The sequence below is a fragment of the Streptomyces subrutilus genome (assembly GCF_001746425.1).
In the GTDB taxonomy this organism is placed as follows: domain Bacteria; phylum Actinomycetota; class Actinomycetes; order Streptomycetales; family Streptomycetaceae; genus Streptomyces; species Streptomyces subrutilus_A.
Genome location: NZ_MEHK01000001.1, coordinates 4173233 through 4189577, shown reverse-complemented (window position 1 = coordinate 4189577; position 16345 = coordinate 4173233). Strand labels below are relative to the sequence as shown.

Here is a 16345-nt window from a genome sequence, read left to right as displayed (position 1 = left end):
CGGTTGGTGACAGTCATGCCCGCTGATGCCGCACGCCGCCCCCGCATGCCCGTGGCCGTCTACGTCCTCGGCCTCTCCGTCTTCGCACTCGGCACCAGCGAGTTCATGCTCTCCGGGCTGCTGCCGCCGATCGCCGAGGACATGGGCGTCACCATCCCGCAGGCGGGCCTGCTGATATCCGCCTTCGCGATCGGCATGGTCGTCGGGGCGCCGCTGCTGGCCGTGGCCACACTGCGCCTTCCGCGCCGCACCACCCTCATCTCCCTCATCAGCCTCTTCGGCCTCGGGCAGGTCGCGGGCGCGCTGGCCCCCTCCTACGAGCTGCTCTTCGCCTCCCGCGTGGTGTCCGCGCTCGCCTGCGCCGGCTTCTGGGCCGTGGGCGCGGCCGTCGCCATCGCCATGGTCGAGAAGGACCAGCGGGCCCGCGCGATGGCCGTCATGATCGGCGGCCTGTCCATCGCGAACGTCCTTGGCGTCCCCGCCGGGGCCTTCCTCGGCGAGCACCTCGGCTGGCGCTCCGCGTTCTGGTCGGTCGGCGCGGCCTCCGCGGTCGCCCTCGCCGGCGTCCTGGCCCTGATCCCGAAGATCCCGCTGCCCGCCGAGAAGCCCTCCCTGGGCCGGGAGCTGCGCATCTACCGCGACCGCCAGGTGTGGCTCTCCATCGGCATCACGGCCCTGGCCGCGGGCGGCGTCTTCTGCGCCTTCAGCTACCTGTCACCGCTGCTCACGGACGTGGCGGGGCTGGACTCCGGCTGGGTCCCGTGGATCCTCGGCCTCTTCGGGGCGGGCGCGCTGGTCGGCACCACCATCGGCGGCCGGATCGCCGACGCGCGCCTGTTCGGCGTGATGATCTGGGGCATCACCGCCTCGACCGCCTTCCTCGCCGCCCTCGCCCTGCTGGCCCCGTCCGCCGCCGCGGCGATCGTCCTGTCGTTCCTGCTCGGCGTCTCGGCCTTCTTCACCGCGCCGGCGCTCAACGCGCGCATGTTCAACGTGGCCGGCGCCGCCCCGACCCTGGCCGGAGCGACCACCACGGCCGCCTTCAACCTCGGCAACACCGGCGGCCCCTGGCTCGGCGGCACCGTCATCGACGCCGACCTCGGCTTCGCCGCCACCGCCTGGGCCGGCGCGGCCATGACCGTCACCGCCCTCGCCCTCACGGCGATCGCCCTGCGCCTACACCGCCGCACGCCCGCCCCGACCCGCGTGGTCATTTCCTCGGCGCGCGCGGATTGCCCGGCCTCTGATAACGCGGTGAGGTGAAGCGGGAGCTTACCAACGCGAGTTCAGGTGGGTATCTCGCGACAGGAGCCATGTGATCGCCAACTCCGCGGTACGCTTCTGGTCGTGCTGAACTGCGAGGAGAGTGCACATGGAACGGACCTCGGTGGAACTCTTTGCCGGTGGGGGAGGGCTCGTTCAGGCGAGCACGAACGCCGGCTTTCGCCACCTACTGGTGAGTGAGCTCGCTCCCCGCGCCTGCGAGACCCTTGAGGCCAACGGCTTCGAGGGATACGACGAGGGGACTCCGTCGCGGGTGCTGGCGGAGTCGACTCGGACGCCTCTCGCCAGAGGTGACGTACGCCGCCTGGACATGCGGTTCCTCAAGGAGAGGGAGGTTGACCTGCTCGCCGGGGGACCTCCTTGCCAACCCTTCAGCCTCGGAGGGGTTGCCAAGGGCGACGAGGACGAACGGAACATGTTCCCCGAGATGTTTCGGGCGGTACGGGAGATCCGCCCCAAGGCCGTGATCTGCGAGAACGTTCGCGGCCTGCTCCGGAAGTCGTTCGAGCCGTACTTCGAGTACATCAAGCGCGAACTGAGCCTGCCGTTCCTCCAGCGCGCCGACTCCACGTGGACTGACCACGATCACGCCCTCCGGGAGCGCATCGCCGCTGATGACACCGACCCGACGATGAGTTACAGGGTCGAGGCCTTCCCCGTGAACGCCGCTGACTATGGAGTGCCCCAGATTCGGAACCGGGTGATCCTCGTTGCCTTCCGGTCGGACCTGAAGGTTGATTGGAAGCTCTTCCGCGATGAGGTGGAGGAGACCCACTCCGAGGATGAGCTGATCAATGCCTATCACGGGGATGCCTACTGGCGGAACAGAACAGTGACTGTGCCGGATCACGTGCGCGCCGACGTCCTGGACCGATACCCCGCGCGACTTCCCACCAACGCCCCGAGAACGCGGCTCCCCTGGCGCACCTTGCGGGACGCGTTGGAGGGGCTTCCGGAGATCGATCTCAAGAGGCTGGACAAGAAGACCGCTCAAGGCGGGGTGGCGGACCATGTGGGGTGGCCTGGCGCCCGGATTTACAAGGGCCACACCCCGAACGAGCTTGACCGACCTGCCAAGACGGTTAAGGCAGGGGTGCACGGGGTACCTGGCGGCGAGTCGGTCATGCTGCTGGACAAGCGGGAGAAGGACCCCACGGCACCGGGCGGCTTCCGCTACGCGCACCGATACATGACCGTCCGCGAGACCGCACGGGTAATGACCTTCGGCGACCATTGGCTGCTGCGCGGGCCTCGGAGCGAGCGCATGCGACAGCTCGGCAACGCTGTCCCCGTCCAGCTCGGCGAAGTCTTCGCCAACGCCGTCCGGACCACTCTAGACAAGGCCGAAGTCAAACCATGACCGCGGAACGGAGCGCCCGGCAGAGCGGTTGGAAGGAAGGCATGCCGCCGGACCGCGCCTGGAAGGGCCGCGCGGGACGCGATCGAGAAGCTCGCGCGGCCGAGCAGGACCGGGCGGCGGGGGGTCGCGAACACCGCTATGTGTCGGTGGGGCAGCAGCGGTACGCGCTCGCCTCCGTCGAGTTGAAGCTGCTCCCCAAGACCCGCCGGATCCGTGCCTACCTACGCTGGTCAGACGGCGGCCGCTCACCCGCTCGTTATCTGGGACAGGTCGATCAGGACACGAGGGCCGCGAACCTCGTCGCGGGCTGGAAGCTAGCCGTGGCCAAGGAGTTGGTCACGACTCGTTCACTCCCCGCGCATTCTTGGGCCTCCTCCACCGCGGTCCGGTCGGCCATGCGGGCCAATCGCGGTCGCGACACGAGGCCCGAGCTACGTCTACGCTCCCTCCTCCACCGTTCGGGGCTTCGATACCGAGTCTCCGTTCGCCCTCTGCCCGATCTTCGCCGCACCGCGGATCTGGTCTTCACCAAAGCCCACGTCGCCGTCTTCGTTGATGGCTGCTACTGGCACGGCTGTCCCGATCACTACCGCCCCTCGACCAAGAACGCCGACTTCTGGCAGCGGAAGATCGAAGGCAATCGCTCACGTGACGCGGAAACGGACCGACGACTCACGGAAGCCGGATGGAGCGTGGTCCGCGTGTGGGAGCACGAGGATCCAGCGGAGGCCGCACGGCGCGTCCTCAGTGTGGTGCGGCCATCGCACCCCACGTATCCCTGAACGCCTGACCAGCCAGGTCTCACGACAAGTGACCAGATCACGACGTTGCATCGAGGCACCCATTTACGCTATCCGTCACATGGTGCGCGAACCGACTCCCGGCTTGGATCGACACGCGAGTCCGCCATGATCATATTTCTGGGAGGGGCACGACTTGAAGATCACTCCGTCCGCGCGAATCCTGCGCATGCTGGGGGAGATCGAGTTCGACCCGTGGCAGTGCGTCGCCGAGCTGATCGATAATTCCTTCGACGACTTCACCGAGATCCTCAAGGCCGATACGCCATGGGCGGGCGGATTCAAGGTCAGCGTGACACTACCCAGCGCGTCGGTGCGGTCCTCACAGGCTCAAGTGATCATCGCCGATACGGGTCGCGGCATGAGCTACGAGATCCTGGAGCGTGCCGTACGCGCCGGCTGGTCCAGCAACGACCGATTCGACAAGCTCGGACTGTTCGGCATGGGCTTCAACGTCGCGACCGCACGTCTGGGCCGGTGCACCCGCGTCCTGACGACACGCCCTGGAGACACCGAGTGGATCGGTGTCGAGATCGACCTCGACCGCATCGAGGATGACTTCGAAGCCACCGACATCTCAGAACCTAAGGCCGACCCCAACGAGCACGGTACGAGAATCGAGATCAGCCGTCTCCATCCGGAGCGAGCTGACTGGCTCCGCCGCAACGCGGCCAACCTCCGCAATACCCTCGGCAGCACCTACGCCTGGCTGCTCGACACCCGCCCGTTCCAGCTTTGGGTCCAAGGTCAGCGAGTCAGGCCCCGGCGGCACTGCCGTTGGGGGGACGACCGCTTCGTGACATACGGCAGCGGCTCCAAGGCCGAGATCATCCCCGCCTACATTGAGATCGATGAAACCTTCGATGACGCGGAGGCTTGCCTCGACTGCGGCAACTGGCAGCTCCCCGGCCTGGGCCTCTGCGGTTCATGCGAAAGTGACCACCTCGAGTCACGCGAGCGGCGCATCCACGGGTGGCTGGGTGTACAGCGCCATCTCGACAAACGAGAGTTCGGCATCGACTTCCTCCGCAACGGACGGAAGATCCTGCAGTGGGACAAGCGCCTTTTCGACTGGCAGAACCCCAACGATCCTCTCGGGGTCGTGGACGTGGAGTATCCCATCGAGCTCGTCCACCAGGGCGGCCGCCTGATCGGGGAGATCCACCTCGATCACGTCCCCGTGACTTACCAGAAGAACGCGTTCGAGTACAGCGACCGCAGCTGGCGGGGCGCCGTCGACTACCTTCGAGGTCCTGGTCCACTGCAGCCGGAGAAGGCCAAGCGTCTCGCGTACCAGGAGAACACCAGCCCACTCGGCCGCCTTTACAAGGGATATCGGCGAAACGCCGTGGGTGAGCGCTGCCTGATCCCCGGCGACGGCAAGCGGCCTATCCACGAGGACACCCGCCGATGGGCCCAACGCTTCCACGCGGGCGACGAGGACTACCAAACGGACGCGAAGTGGTGGAACGCCGTCCAAAACCATGAGGAAGTCAGCCGGCGCGCGAAGCTCGAGGACGTACATCAGGCGGCTCCGGACAAAGCGAACGAGGAGGCGGTCCTTGAGGCGCTGGGCCTGACTGACGTCCCGTCTCAGGACCCTGCCCCAACTGATTCGAAACCCGCGGAGATCATCTCGGTCACGTCATCGGAGCCCCACAAAGAGACCACCCAGGAGCGTCTGGACCGCTATCGACTCGACTCGACGGTCATCCCGGACCTCTCCCGTGACTACGGATTGCCACGCCTGGGCTTCCTCACGGTCGAGGCTCGTCGCATGACGGCCACCCGTGTCCACGATGAGTTCGGGCAGCCGACACCCGTTCTCCTGGTCCAGACACAGGGTGGAAAGGCCACGGCGTTCGTCGACCCGGCCCACGAGGCGTTCTCGAAGCTCGGCTCGGAAGCGGCTGAACTCCTCGTGATAGAGGTGGCCAACGTCCTGCGGGTCAAGGCGAGCAGTGATCTCAGCCTCTCCCACCTGGTCGCCTCCGTACGCGCCGAGTGCTTGCCGCACACCGCCATCGACGCGGAGGCCATCGCCACCGAGGCGCGAGAGCTCTTGACCGTGATCCGCGAGCGCATGGCTTCTGCTATTGAGGAGGACACGCAAAAGGCCTTCGGTTACATGGAGTTCGACGAGGTGACGGCGACCGAGAACGAGATGATCGCGCGAGGCTTGGTCATGCGCACCGACTCACTCGGGACCACGGGCGAGTTCATCCTGCACGCCCCCGCCTTGTACACCGTGAAGCTGCTTGAGCAGTGGCCTGAGCCCTTCATGGACGGCAAGGTCTTCAATGGCCCCTACGCTGGCCTAAGCTCTCATTCCGCGAAGCGACTCAGCCTGGCCCGGACGGTCGGCTACCTGAACGACATCGCGACGATCGCCAGTTTCACCGCCACTGATCCCCTGCGCCTGCAGCGCACCCGACTGAGTGTGCGCCTACTGGCTGATGAGTTGGCGGACGGGGCGTGAAAGGCGGATTCCTTTCCACTGAGGCCCTCCTCCGGGGGGGCCCACGCGGGCTTCCGCACGCACTCGAACGTGCCCTTTGGCATTTGGGGTTCAGTGACGTGCGCGTGGTGGACGGGGCGGGTGACGGAGGGGCTGACCTCCTCGCGGTGAGGAACCGCGAGCAGTGGGTGTTTCAGTGCAAGTGGTCGAGCCGCGGCCCCGTGGCCCGCGAGGGTGTCGACGATCTGGAACGCGCCCATAGTCGCTACCGGGCGGATAAGGCCGTGCTTGTTACCAACACAAGCCTGAACGGGACCGCGGAGTCGAGGCGGCGCGCCCTCGCCTCAGTGGGCATCAAGATCACGGTTTGGGACGGCCCCACCCTGGCTGACATCTGGGAGAGAATGCCCGCCCGGATCCCAGCCAGGTTCGGATTGCGCCCGTACCAGGAGGACGCCGTCGACCGTATCGAGGCTGACCTCGCCGCCACCGACAGCGCTTTGCTCGTACTGGCGACGGGTCTCGGCAAGACGGTAGTCGGCGGGGAGGTCATCGACCGGTTCCTCAAACGCTCCCCCGGTGCTCCTGTGCTTGTCGCCGCTCACATGAAGGACCTCGTCGAACAACTTGAGCGGGCTCTGTGGCGCCACGTCGACAAGACCGTCCTCACTCATGTCCTGACCGGTGAACGCAAGCCGACGAACCTCGAGGGCATCGTGGTTGGCACGGTCGAGTCCGTTCTGGGAGCGGTATCCACCGGTTGGCGCCCGAAGCTGGTGATGATCGATGAGACGCACCATGTCGGCGAGCAGGGGCGTTTTGCCGAACTGCTCGACCTGTGCGGGGACGCCGCGAAGTTCGGCGTGACCGCGACCCCGTGGCGTGGCGACAAGTTCGACATCACCGCTCGTTTCGGTCGGGCGAGCTACACAATGGGCATCGCCGAAGGCATGGCCGAGGGATATCTCTCTGCGGTCGACTACCGGCTCTTCGTGGACAACATCGACTGGGAAACCGTCAAGGAGGCCAGTGAGCATGGATATTCCGTCAAGGAGCTGAACCGCAAACTCTTCTTGCCTCAGCGTGATGAGGAGATCGTCGAGCACTTTCGTGACGCCTGGCGCTCAACTCACGACCCGCGGGCCATCCTGTTCTGCCAGACCATCGAACACGCCGAACGCATGGCGGGGCTGCTCGCGGCCGCCGACCAGTCGTGGCGCAACGCTTCCTTTCTCCACAGTGCGCTCCCCCGCCAGCGGCGCCAGATCCTGCTCAACGAGTTCCGCCTGGGCCGAGTGCCTGTCATCACGTGCGTCGACGTCTTCAATGAGGGGGTCGACGTACCCGATGTGAACCTCATCGGCTTCCTGCGCGTCACGCACAGCCGGCGGATCTTCGTTCAGCAGCTTGGAAGGGGGCTACGACTGAGTCCAGGTAAGGACCACTTGAAGGCTCTCGACTTCGTCACGGACATTCGCAGGGTGGCAGCCACGTTGGAATTGCGAAGATCGCTGGAAGCGACGGACACGGAACAGCTAAGGTTCGCAAGGGGCCGAGGGTCGAAGATCGAGTTCAGTGACGAGACCGCCGGGACCCTGCTTGATCACTGGATCGAAGATGCCGCGAGTCTTGAGACGGCCGCCGATGAGGTGCGGCTCCAGTTTCCGTCCCAGGGGGGGATCGACTAGCCATGACCATTCCGTACGACCTTGAGATGGAAGTCGTAGGGCGCATCTACAAGGAGGCGGAGGAGGCCGGTTGGCACCACCTCCCGGGCACGGAACGTACTCCCATCTACCATCGCTGGGCAGACGACCCGAACATCGGAGAACGCCTCTCACTCTTCATCAAGACTTCCGCCGCTCGGCGGCTCTGGTTCAAGGACGGACCGATGAAGGAGTACCAGCGCGCGCTGAGCGGTGCGGGCAAGTACGCCTCACTCGTCGCCGTACCGGCCACTGACGTCGGCACCCTCGTACTGCGGGCCCTAGGACCAGGGTGGGAGCCTGACCTCGACACCCAGCGGGTGAAGCCCATGCGCGTGCTCGTCCGGAACGGCGAGGAGAGCACCTGGTTCACCTGGGGAGGGGCTCACGCACTGAGGCACCTCGTCTACGCGGCCCTGCGCGCTCAAGCGAATGGTGACGCCACACCCTGGGCGCTGTGCGTCGTGACGTCCTTCGTCAAGCCGCTCCCCCCCGAGGAGCGAGAGGAACATCTCCGCATCGGACGACGTTGCAACCTGACGATCAAGCACGTCTCGGGGGAGTGACGGGGTGGGAATGGAAGACTCCGCCATGGACGGGGACGCTCCACATGATTGGGTATCCGCCGCGTGGAGCATGCTCGATGACCGGTCGCGCGGCATGCTGGCGTTGCGCGACCAGGGACAGGTCCTGGAGTCGATCGGGGAAGCGCACGGCCTGACTCGGGAACGCGCCCGGCAGCTGATTCACGCGGCCGAGGGTCACCTCGTCGATTTGATGGACCTAGCCCGACCGGCGTGGCGCGAGGAGGTTCTCGCCCCGTTCTCCGCCGCGGTGGCGGTGTCGGACACTGAGCTCGCGGAGATCCTTCCCGATGCCGATGGGGTCGCCAGGCGTGCCCTGCTGAGACGCTTGGACCTGAAGGAGCCTCAAACCTGGGCCGGGCGGCTACGGCGAGTATGGACACATTACCCAGAAGCCTTGGACGATTCGCTCCGCCAACTCATGACTCTTGCACCCTTCCGGGCTGAGGAATTACGTGATCGCGCGGCCGCCCTCGGCATCCCTGCTTGTATTCCACTTGAAGAGATCGCGGTGGCGCCCCGCGGCCCGCTGACTCGCGGCCTGGGCGGCACTTGGCTTCGCCGGTCAGCCAAGCATCGGGATGCCGCCTACCTCTGGCTGGCGGACGAGGGCCAACCGAGGCGGGCTGAGGTTGTCGCTCCCGCTATCGGTGCCGGTAGCGCCAGGGCACTTAAGGAAGCCCTTCGCAGGGACGATCGTTTCCGTCAGATCCGGCCGGAAGGGACCTGGGCTTTGAGTGAATGGCCGGCCGCCGAGTCTTCCCAGCACACGAACGCCCTTGATGTGATGGTCGCCGTTCTCCGCCGCTCCGGCGCTTTGACGAAGCAGGCCCTATTTTCACTCACCGCTAAGGAATACCCAGTCAGCTATTCCCGTCTACAGCAGTGCCTCATTAGCGATCAGCTCGGCATGACGGCAGACGGATCCATCGATCTCGCGGAGAACGGTGCGATACCGATGGAGGAACGGGAACCGAGAAGGCCGAAGTCGATTGCAGCCGATGGGGACACTATTGGGATTCGCCTGAAGATTGACGCCAATACGCTCCGCGGTAGCGGCATCGTGGTCCATCCATGGCTAACCTGGCGATTCGGGCTTCGGCTAGCACCCATGACACGCGTATTCACCTTGCCGAACGGGAGCGGAGAACTAGTTGCGCGCCGAATGACGAGTGGCGCCCAGATCTCCAGCCTACGGCCGCATGTCCGTTCCGCAGGAATGCACGAGGGCTGCGAGATCGCGATCCTCTTCCACCTCAAGACGAATACGGCGACAATCCGACACACCTGCAAGCCGGGGGCATCGTGCGGTGTCGGGTGAGCCTGAGAGGTAGCGCGAGTATCGCCGCGCCTAAGCTCCACCCCTTCCCGTGAGAAGCAGGTATGCGACGCCCACCACTGCGACGCCCACCCCCAATGCCACCCCGAGGTCAGGGTGCCGCCACGCCAGGTACACGACGGCACCGAAGACGAGGAGCAGCACCATGCCCTCGACGCTCACGAGCCTGTTGCCGTTCAAGGATCCTCCTGCGTTTTTGACTACTCGAGCTGACGGAAATTCGAACACCCGCATCCATGCGTCACTTCCGGGAAAGGGCGCTAGCTGCGAGTCGGAAAACGGTATCGCGTTCCCGGACGATGCACCGCAGATTGAAGCCCCATCGCAGAGTCCATTTTCAGCCAGCCCGGGAGCACCGCCACCCACACATGAAGGCGCTCGCGAATCACGTAAATCTGGGATATAAAATCGCCGAGCCGTTGATCAGCGGAAACACCTCGACAGGCCTTAAGGGGGACGCTGGGAGGTGGGCCTCGACGACCAGCATGTAAATCGCCGCCAATCGGGACACATTCCGACACAATAGGCAGCCGCGCACGTTCAAGCACGTCACGAAAACGCTTTCCGCGCAAACGGTCGCCACTTTAGATTCTGGCGCGAAAGTGACTCCGCATCGGGTTTGCCCGGTTTTGTCGGAACAAATGGCATTCCATGCTATTTGCTACGGCGCGGGCCGCCCCTTCGGGCGGCGCAGTCCCGCGGCCGTGAGGCGGCGGACGAGTTCCTTGCTGCCTATCTCCACCGCGCCCGCCCGGACCGCGTCCGCGTAGCGGTAGGAGGGGACGTCGTAGTGGTCGCGTTCGAAGGCGCGCGGCGGGCAGCCGATGGACGCCGCGAACGCGTGCAGCTCCTCGTACGACACATCGCTGACCAGATGCGACCACATGCGGCCGTGGCCCGGCCAGGTCGGCGGGTCGATGTAGACCGTCACGGGCGCAGGACGGGGCCGAGGCCGCCCACCACCGCCACCCGTACGCCCGCCTCCGAGCACACCCAGTGCGGGTCGGGTCCGAGTTCCGGTTCCACGTCCAGGGCGTGCGGCTCGCCGTGCGTGCACACCGGGCACAGCGGCCAGCGCCCGTACTTCTCCAGGAGCGCGTCCTGCACGTCCTGGGCGACCAGTCCGGCGAGGTAGCCGACCCCTTCCGGCCACTGCTCCACCCACCACCGGCGGTGCGTGACCGAGTCCTCGACGAGGGAGACGACATCGGCATCGGCGACCTCGCCTGCGGCAAGATCGGCGAGCACCAGCGCACGGGCGACGTGCAGCGCCTGTTCCAGGGGGGTCGCGTGGTCCATGCGCCCATTGTGACCCCGTACGGGCTAAGTGGCGAAGGTCCTTTACGGGGCATGACCTTCCGGGCCTTGACGACCGCCAGGGCTGAAAATAAGTTTCAGGCGTGAGCGATAACACGGAAGAAACTTTCAGTCCGGCGGCGTCCGAGGCGGAGACGGCAGCCAAAGCCCGGGCGGCGGCCCGCGCCCCGCTCTCGCCGGCCCCGTCGGCCGCCGCGCTGCGGGCGCGCGTGCGCGGGCTCGGGCCCTCGATGACGCGGTCCATGCAGGCCGTCGCCGAGGCCGTCGCCTCCGACCCGGCCGGCTGCTCGCGGCTCACCGTCTCCGCCCTCGCCGCCCGCACCGGCACCAGCGAGGCCACCGTCGTGCGCACCGCCCGCCTCCTCGGCTACCCCGGCTACCGCGACCTGCGCCTCGCGCTGGCCGCCCTCGCCGCGCAGCAGGAATCCGGCGCCGCCCCCGCCGTCACCGTGGACATAGCCGTCGACGACCCCCTCTCCGAGGTCGTCGCCAAGCTGGCCCACGAGGAGGCGCAGACGCTCGCCGACACCGCCGCCGGGCTGGACCTGGCCCAGCTCGCCACCGCCGTCACCGCCCTCGCGACCGCCCGCCGCATCGACATCTACGGCATCGGCGCCTCCGCGCTCGTCGGCCAGGACCTCGCCCAGAAGCTGCTGCGCATCGGCCTGATCGCGCACGCCCACAGCGACCCCCACCTCGCCGTCACCAACGCCGTCCAGCTGCGCCCCGGCGACGTGGCCGTCGCGATCACCCACTCCGGCTCCACCGGCGACGTGATCGAGCCGCTGCGCACGGCCTTCGAGCGCGGCGCCACCACCGTCGCCCTCACCGGCCGCCCGAACGCCCCCGTCGCCCACTACTCCGACGTGGTCCTGACCACCTCCGCCGCCCGCGAGACCCAGCTGCGCCCGGCCGCCATGTCCAGCCGCACCAGCCAGCTCCTCGTCGTCGACTGCCTGTTCGTCGGCGTGGCGCAGCAGACGTACGAGACCGCCGCCCCCGCCCTCGCCGCCTCGTACGAGGCCCTCGCCCACCGCCACACCGCCCGCTGAAAGCCCGCCCGCCCGGCCACACGGCCGGATCCGCCCGCCCCGGCCACCCGACCGATCGCCGGACCGCCCGCCGACCCGCGAGGAGCCCCCGCCCATGACCGCGTACGCCGCACTCCGCGCCCAGCTGGAGACGCTGACCACCGAGGCCTTCCGTCCCGAACTGGCCGAGATCGACCGGCTGTCCACCTTGGAGATCGCCCGCACGATGAACGCCGAGGACGCCACCGTCCCCGCCGCCGTCGCCGCGCAGCTGCCGCGCATCGCCGACGCCATCGACGCGATCGCCGCGCGCATGGCCCGCGGCGGGCGCCTGGTCTACGCGGGCGCCGGCACGGCGGGCCGGATGGGCGTCCAGGACGCCAGCGAGTGCCCGCCCACCTTCAACACCGACCCGGCCGATGTCGTCGGCCTCATCGCGGGCGGACCCTCCGCCATGGTCAAGGCCGTCGAAGGCGCCGAGGACTCCAAGGAGCTGGCCGCCGATGACCTCACCGCCCTCGCGCTGACCGCCGAGGACACCGTGATCGGCGTCTCCGCCTCCGGCCGCACCCCGTACGCGATCGGCGCCGTCGAGTTCGCCCGGACCCGCGGCGCGCTCACCGTCGGGCTGTCCTGCAACGCGGGCTCCGCGCTCGCCGCGGCCGCCGACCACGGCATCGAGGTCGTCGTCGGCCCCGAACTGCTCACCGGCTCCACCCGCCTGAAGGCCGGCACCGCGCAGAAGCTCGTCCTCAACCTCATCTCGACGATCACGATGATCCGGCTCGGGAAGACCTACGGGAACCTGATGGTCGACATGCGCTCCTCCAACGAGAAGCTGCGCGCCCGCGCCCGCCGCATCGTGGCGCTGGCCACCGGCGCGCCCGACGCGGAGATCGAGGCGGCGCTGACCGCCACCGGCGGCGAGGTCAAGAACGCCATCCTCGTCGTCCTCGGCGGCGTCGGCGGCCCGCGGGCCGCCGAGCTGCTCGCCGCCTCGCAGGGCCACCTCCGCGCGGCCCTCGCCGAGGCCCACGCCCCCACCACCCGCTGACCCCGCCGCCCCCTCCCGACAGCAAGGCGACCCCACATGTCCACTGACAAGAACCGCGCCACTGCCGCCGCGATCCTTCCTCTGGTCGGCGGCCCGGACAACATCGCGTCCATCGCGCACTGCATGACCCGGCTGCGCATCGGCCTCCTGGACCGTTCGCTGGTCGACGACGAGGCCCTGCGGGCGCTGCCCGCCGTCCTCGGCGTGGTCGAGGACGACACGTACCAGATCGTGCTGGGGCCGGGTACGGTCGCCCGCGTCACCCCGGAGTTCGAGGCGCTGGTCGAGGAGGGCCGCTCCGGCGCCGCCGCGGGGCCGGTCACCGCCGAGGAACTGGCAGCCCAGGGCGCGGCGTTGAAGGAGGCCCGGAAGGCCCGCAACGCGACGCCCTTCAAACTGTTCCTGCGCCGCATCGCGGACATCTTCGTCCCGCTGATCCCCGCCCTCATCGGCTGCGGCATCATCGCGGGGCTGAACGGCGTCCTGACGAACGCGGGCTGGCTGCCGGGCGTCGTCCCCGCGCTCGCCGCGACGGCCTCCGGCTTCATGTCGCTCATCGCCGTCTTCGTCGGCTACAACACCGCCAAGGAGTTCGGCGGTACGCCGATCCTGGGCGGAGCGGTCGCCGCGATCATCGTCTTCCCCGGCATCGCGAAGGTCACCGCCTTCGGGCTGGAGCTCAAGCCCGGCCAGGGCGGCGTCCTCGGCGCGCTCGCCGCGGCCGTGCTCGCGGTGCACGTCGAGAAGTGGTGCCGCAGGTGGGTGCCCGAGGCGCTGGACGTGCTGGTCACCCCCACCCTGACGGTCCTGGTCTCGGGCCTGGTCACCATCTTCGGCCTGATGTTCCTCGCCGGTGAGGCCTCGGCGGCCATCGGTACGTTCGCCAACTGGCTGCTCGCGGCCGGCGGCGCCTTCGCGGGCCTGGTCCTGGGCGGGCTCTTCCTCCCGCTCGTCATGCTGGGCCTGCACCAGGCCCTGATCCCCATCCACACCACCCTCATCGAACAGTCCGGGCACACCGTCCTGCTGCCCATCCTCGCCATGGCGGGCGCGGGCCAGGTCGGCGCCGCCATCGCCGTCTACTACCGGCTCCCGCGCAACGGCTCGCTGCGCGCCACCATCAGGTCCGCGCTCCCGGCGGGCTTCCTGGGCGTGGGCGAACCGCTGATCTACGGGGTCTCCCTCCCCCTCGGCCGCCCGTTCGTCACCGCCTGCGTCGGCGGCGCGGCCGGCGGGGCGTTCGTCGGCCTGTTCAACCAACTCGGCCTCGCCTTCGGCTCCACGGCCATCGGCCCCTCGGGCTGGGCCCTGTTCCCGCTGCTGGGCGGCACGTCGGGCTGGGTCGCCATGCTGGCCGTCTACGCGGGCGGCCTGGCGGTCGGCTACCTGGTGGGCTTCCTCGCCACGTACTTCTTCGGCTTCACCCGCCAGATGCTGACCGACCTGAACACCGCCCCCGACCCGACCCCGCCAACGGACCCGACCCCCGCCAGGGAGCCAGCCCTGACCTGACCGCTGGCCTGGCCGTCCCGGCCCACCGGCATGATGGGCTCATGATCGACCCCCTGGCCCCCGTGGTCCCGCCGGGCAGCCTCCGTACCTTGCCCCAGCCCGAGTTCGCCCTCTCCGGCGGGATGCGGCTGCGCCCCTGGACCCCGTCCGACGCACCCGCGCTGGCCGAAGCCTGCCTGGACCCGGAGATCCGGCACTGGAACCGACCCGGCCAGCTCACCGAGCCCGAGGCCGTGGACCGCATCGCCCGCTGGGAGGCACGCCGCCAGGCCGAGGCCGCGGTGGTCTGGGCGATCGCACCCGCCACAGGCGACCCGGCAGCCGACTGCGCCGTTGCCACGAAGGCGGGCTACCCCCTGGAGTGCACCATGCGCGGCGCCCTCCTCCACGCGGACGGCTGGCACGACGAACACCTCCACGCCCGCCTGCGCACCGACGCCCCAGCGCACGAGGCGGCAGTCACCCCGCCGGGGTAGGCGGCGCGATGGGGGGCGGGGTCGCGCCCTTCTCTATGGAGCGGGCCCTTTCCAGGAGTTCCGGGTAGGGCGTCTGCGCCATGGAGCCGCGTTCCTGCGAAAGACCGTACCGCTCGATGGCTTTTCGATTCAGAGGCGGCCTGTCGGATTTGAACGCAATCCGCTGGTCCGGCGGGGACACATCCACAATGACCGTAGGCCACATAGGGCGGTCCAACCTCCACACCGTTACGCGCTGCGGGCCGCGGGTCACGTTCAGGATCTCGCTGCTGTTCGACATCCCGGTTACGTATTTGTACTTCGGATTGACCGGATCATCCTTCGTCAAGGATTCCTTCAGCGTCTTACCCGACACTCTGGACTTCTCGTAGTCCCCGGTCAGTTTCATTCTGTCTTTCCTGATCACGTACACCTCGGTCTGAGCGGTGAGAGCCTCATACTTGCGCGGATCCGGATTCTTTATCTCAACGACCGCATCCTGGGCCACTTCTTCTCCCGGATTCAGCACGTGACCGTCCGGGCTGACGAACTCGCCGTCGTAGATCAACTCGGATTTGTCAGCCTTGTCGACCGACTTACTCCTCGCCGGCTCTCCACGGACCCAGTAGGAGCTGCCCAGAATATAAACGGGCACCTCGCCGGCGTTTTTCACGTACAGATGGACCGTCACGTAGAGCTTGGCCGCCCCGGCCTCCAGGTTCGACTCCTTGAACGAGGCTCCGGTCAGGATCAGCGGCGTCGTCACGTAGGGAACATAAATCTGCGCATACGCCAGGTTCGCACCGGCCAGAAGCGTGGAAATGATCACCCCTATAGCGATCTTCCTGGGAATGCGGAGGCCTTTCCAGGCCTCGCTCTTGAAAAGCACGAACAGGGCCACCAGCGACCAGATACCGAGGGCTATCCCGATCACGGTGTAATTGCTGAACCTCTCCCCGACCTGCAGCACAAGGAGGGCGACACTGCAGAGGAGGGCGATCACGACTCCCACCAGGACGAGCACGCCCGAATAACGCCACTGCCGCTTGTCCCAGTAGTCCAGGGCAGCCACGACGGACAGCGCCTCCACCACGGCCACGACAAGGATGCTGAGTCCGGCGATTCGTCCGCCGTACGTAAGCGCATCGCCGCTGTCCGACAAACCGATCTGGAACAGCGGCCATGCCGTCACTGCAAGGCCGGCGACCATGAACAGGCATGTGCCTCGACGCAACCACGTCCGGTCCGGCCAGACGGTGCTGTCCTCACCGAGATAGCTGATCTCGTATCCCGGTGCCACACCGGCACGATCCAGGATTCTGCGGAGTTCCCTGAGGGATCGGGCCCTGCCCACGCGCTCCCCGTCTACCAGGACCTTCCGCAAGCCGCGTTCATCAGGCGCCCCCACCACTACCTTCGGCGTCTTCGCCATGACTCCAGCCTGC

Annotated in this window: 14 protein-coding genes; 11 read left to right on the top strand and 3 right to left on the bottom strand. The window is 67.6% G+C overall.

Annotation, left to right across the window (positions count from 1 at the left end; genetic code table 11):
- Positions 1-45 precede the first annotated feature (45 nt).
- The 7 genes from BGK67_RS19900 (at position 46) to BGK67_RS19875 (ending at position 9513) form a co-directional block, all read left to right on the top strand.
- Positions 46-1263, top strand: a complete 1218-nt coding sequence (locus tag BGK67_RS19900; protein WP_069921347.1) for a Cmx/CmrA family chloramphenicol efflux MFS transporter — start codon at positions 46-48, stop codon at positions 1261-1263.
- 109 nt (positions 1264-1372) lie between these two features.
- Positions 1373-2644 (top strand): DNA cytosine methyltransferase, encoded by a 1272-nt coding sequence (locus tag BGK67_RS19895; RefSeq protein ID WP_069921346.1) that lies wholly within the window; start codon positions 1373-1375, stop codon positions 2642-2644.
- Complete coding sequence (locus BGK67_RS40955; protein WP_079154282.1) at positions 2641-3426, top strand: DNA mismatch endonuclease Vsr; 786 nt, start codon at positions 2641-2643, stop codon at positions 3424-3426. Before BGK67_RS19895 ends, BGK67_RS40955 begins: the two co-directional genes overlap by 4 nt.
- Before the next feature lie 154 nt (positions 3427-3580).
- On the top strand, positions 3581-5923 hold the full coding sequence (locus BGK67_RS19890) for an ATP-binding protein (RefSeq protein ID WP_069921345.1): 2343 nt from the start codon (positions 3581-3583) through the stop codon (positions 5921-5923).
- Entirely contained in the window at positions 5920-7590 is a 1671-nt protein-coding gene (locus BGK67_RS19885; protein WP_069921344.1) for a DEAD/DEAH box helicase family protein, read from the top strand. The genes BGK67_RS19890 and BGK67_RS19885 overlap by 4 nt, the downstream gene beginning before the upstream one ends.
- Positions 7591-7592: 2 nt before the next feature.
- Positions 7593-8174, top strand: coding sequence for a hypothetical protein (locus tag BGK67_RS19880; RefSeq protein WP_069921343.1), 582 nt, complete (start codon positions 7593-7595; stop codon positions 8172-8174).
- Positions 8175-8199: 25 nt separating this feature from the next.
- On the top strand, positions 8200-9513 hold the full coding sequence (locus BGK67_RS19875; protein WP_069923986.1) for a hypothetical protein: 1314 nt from the start codon (positions 8200-8202) through the stop codon (positions 9511-9513).
- 679 nt (positions 9514-10192) lie between these two features.
- On the opposite strand, the gene BGK67_RS19870 is transcribed toward BGK67_RS19875, so the two are convergent.
- Both BGK67_RS19870 and BGK67_RS19865 read right to left on the bottom strand, forming a co-directional pair.
- Positions 10193-10462 carry a DUF4031 domain-containing protein gene (locus tag BGK67_RS19870; RefSeq protein ID WP_069921342.1) on the bottom strand — a complete coding sequence of 90 codons (270 nt, stop codon included), beginning with the start codon at positions 10460-10462 and terminating at the stop codon, positions 10193-10195.
- Positions 10459-10830, bottom strand: a complete 372-nt coding sequence (locus tag BGK67_RS19865; RefSeq protein WP_069921341.1) for a hypothetical protein — start codon at positions 10828-10830, stop codon at positions 10459-10461. Before BGK67_RS19865 ends, BGK67_RS19870 begins: the two co-directional genes overlap by 4 nt.
- Positions 10831-11045: 215 nt before the next feature.
- Between BGK67_RS19865 and BGK67_RS19860 the strand changes: the two genes are divergently transcribed.
- The 4 genes from BGK67_RS19860 (at position 11046) to BGK67_RS19845 (ending at position 14921) form a co-directional block, all read left to right on the top strand.
- Entirely contained in the window at positions 11046-11900 is an 855-nt protein-coding gene (locus BGK67_RS19860) for a MurR/RpiR family transcriptional regulator (RefSeq protein WP_069923985.1), read from the top strand.
- 94 nt (positions 11901-11994) lie between these two features.
- Positions 11995-12933, top strand: a complete 939-nt coding sequence (gene murQ / locus BGK67_RS19855; RefSeq protein ID WP_069921340.1) for an N-acetylmuramic acid 6-phosphate etherase — start codon at positions 11995-11997, stop codon at positions 12931-12933.
- A 36-nt stretch (positions 12934-12969) separates the two neighbouring features.
- Positions 12970-14445: a PTS transporter subunit EIIC gene (locus BGK67_RS19850; RefSeq protein ID WP_069921339.1), complete on the top strand. Its 1476-nt coding sequence runs from the start codon at positions 12970-12972 to the stop codon at positions 14443-14445.
- A 41-nt stretch (positions 14446-14486) separates the two neighbouring features.
- Positions 14487-14921, top strand: a complete 435-nt coding sequence (locus tag BGK67_RS19845; protein WP_069921338.1) for a GNAT family N-acetyltransferase — start codon at positions 14487-14489, stop codon at positions 14919-14921.
- On the opposite strand, the gene BGK67_RS19840 is transcribed toward BGK67_RS19845, so the two are convergent.
- Positions 14905-16332 carry a hypothetical protein gene (locus BGK67_RS19840; protein ID WP_069921337.1) on the bottom strand — a complete coding sequence of 476 codons (1428 nt, stop codon included), beginning with the start codon at positions 16330-16332 and terminating at the stop codon, positions 14905-14907. The two genes, BGK67_RS19845 and BGK67_RS19840, sit on opposite strands and share 17 nt — an antisense overlap.
- Positions 16333-16345 lie beyond the last annotated feature (13 nt).

Coding starts and splice junctions, on each gene's coding strand:
- BGK67_RS19900 (WP_069921347.1), top strand. CDS start 46: ATGCCCGTGGCCGTCTACGTCCTCGGCCTCTCCGTCTTCGCACTCGGC.
- BGK67_RS19895 (WP_069921346.1), top strand. CDS start 1,373: ATGGAACGGACCTCGGTGGAACTCTTTGCCGGTGGGGGAGGGCTCGTT.
- BGK67_RS40955 (WP_079154282.1), top strand. CDS start 2,641: ATGACCGCGGAACGGAGCGCCCGGCAGAGCGGTTGGAAGGAAGGCATG.
- BGK67_RS19880 (WP_069921343.1), top strand. CDS start 7,593: ATGACCATTCCGTACGACCTTGAGATGGAAGTCGTAGGGCGCATCTAC.
- BGK67_RS19875 (WP_069923986.1), top strand. CDS start 8,200: ATGGACGGGGACGCTCCACATGATTGGGTATCCGCCGCGTGGAGCATG.
- BGK67_RS19865 (WP_069921341.1), bottom strand. CDS start 10,830: ATGGACCACGCGACCCCCCTGGAACAGGCGCTGCACGTCGCCCGTGCG.
- murQ (WP_069921340.1), top strand. CDS start 11,995: ATGACCGCGTACGCCGCACTCCGCGCCCAGCTGGAGACGCTGACCACC.
- BGK67_RS19850 (WP_069921339.1), top strand. CDS start 12,970: ATGTCCACTGACAAGAACCGCGCCACTGCCGCCGCGATCCTTCCTCTG.
- BGK67_RS19845 (WP_069921338.1), top strand. CDS start 14,487: ATGATCGACCCCCTGGCCCCCGTGGTCCCGCCGGGCAGCCTCCGTACC.
- BGK67_RS19840 (WP_069921337.1), bottom strand. CDS start 16,332: ATGGCGAAGACGCCGAAGGTAGTGGTGGGGGCGCCTGATGAACGCGGC.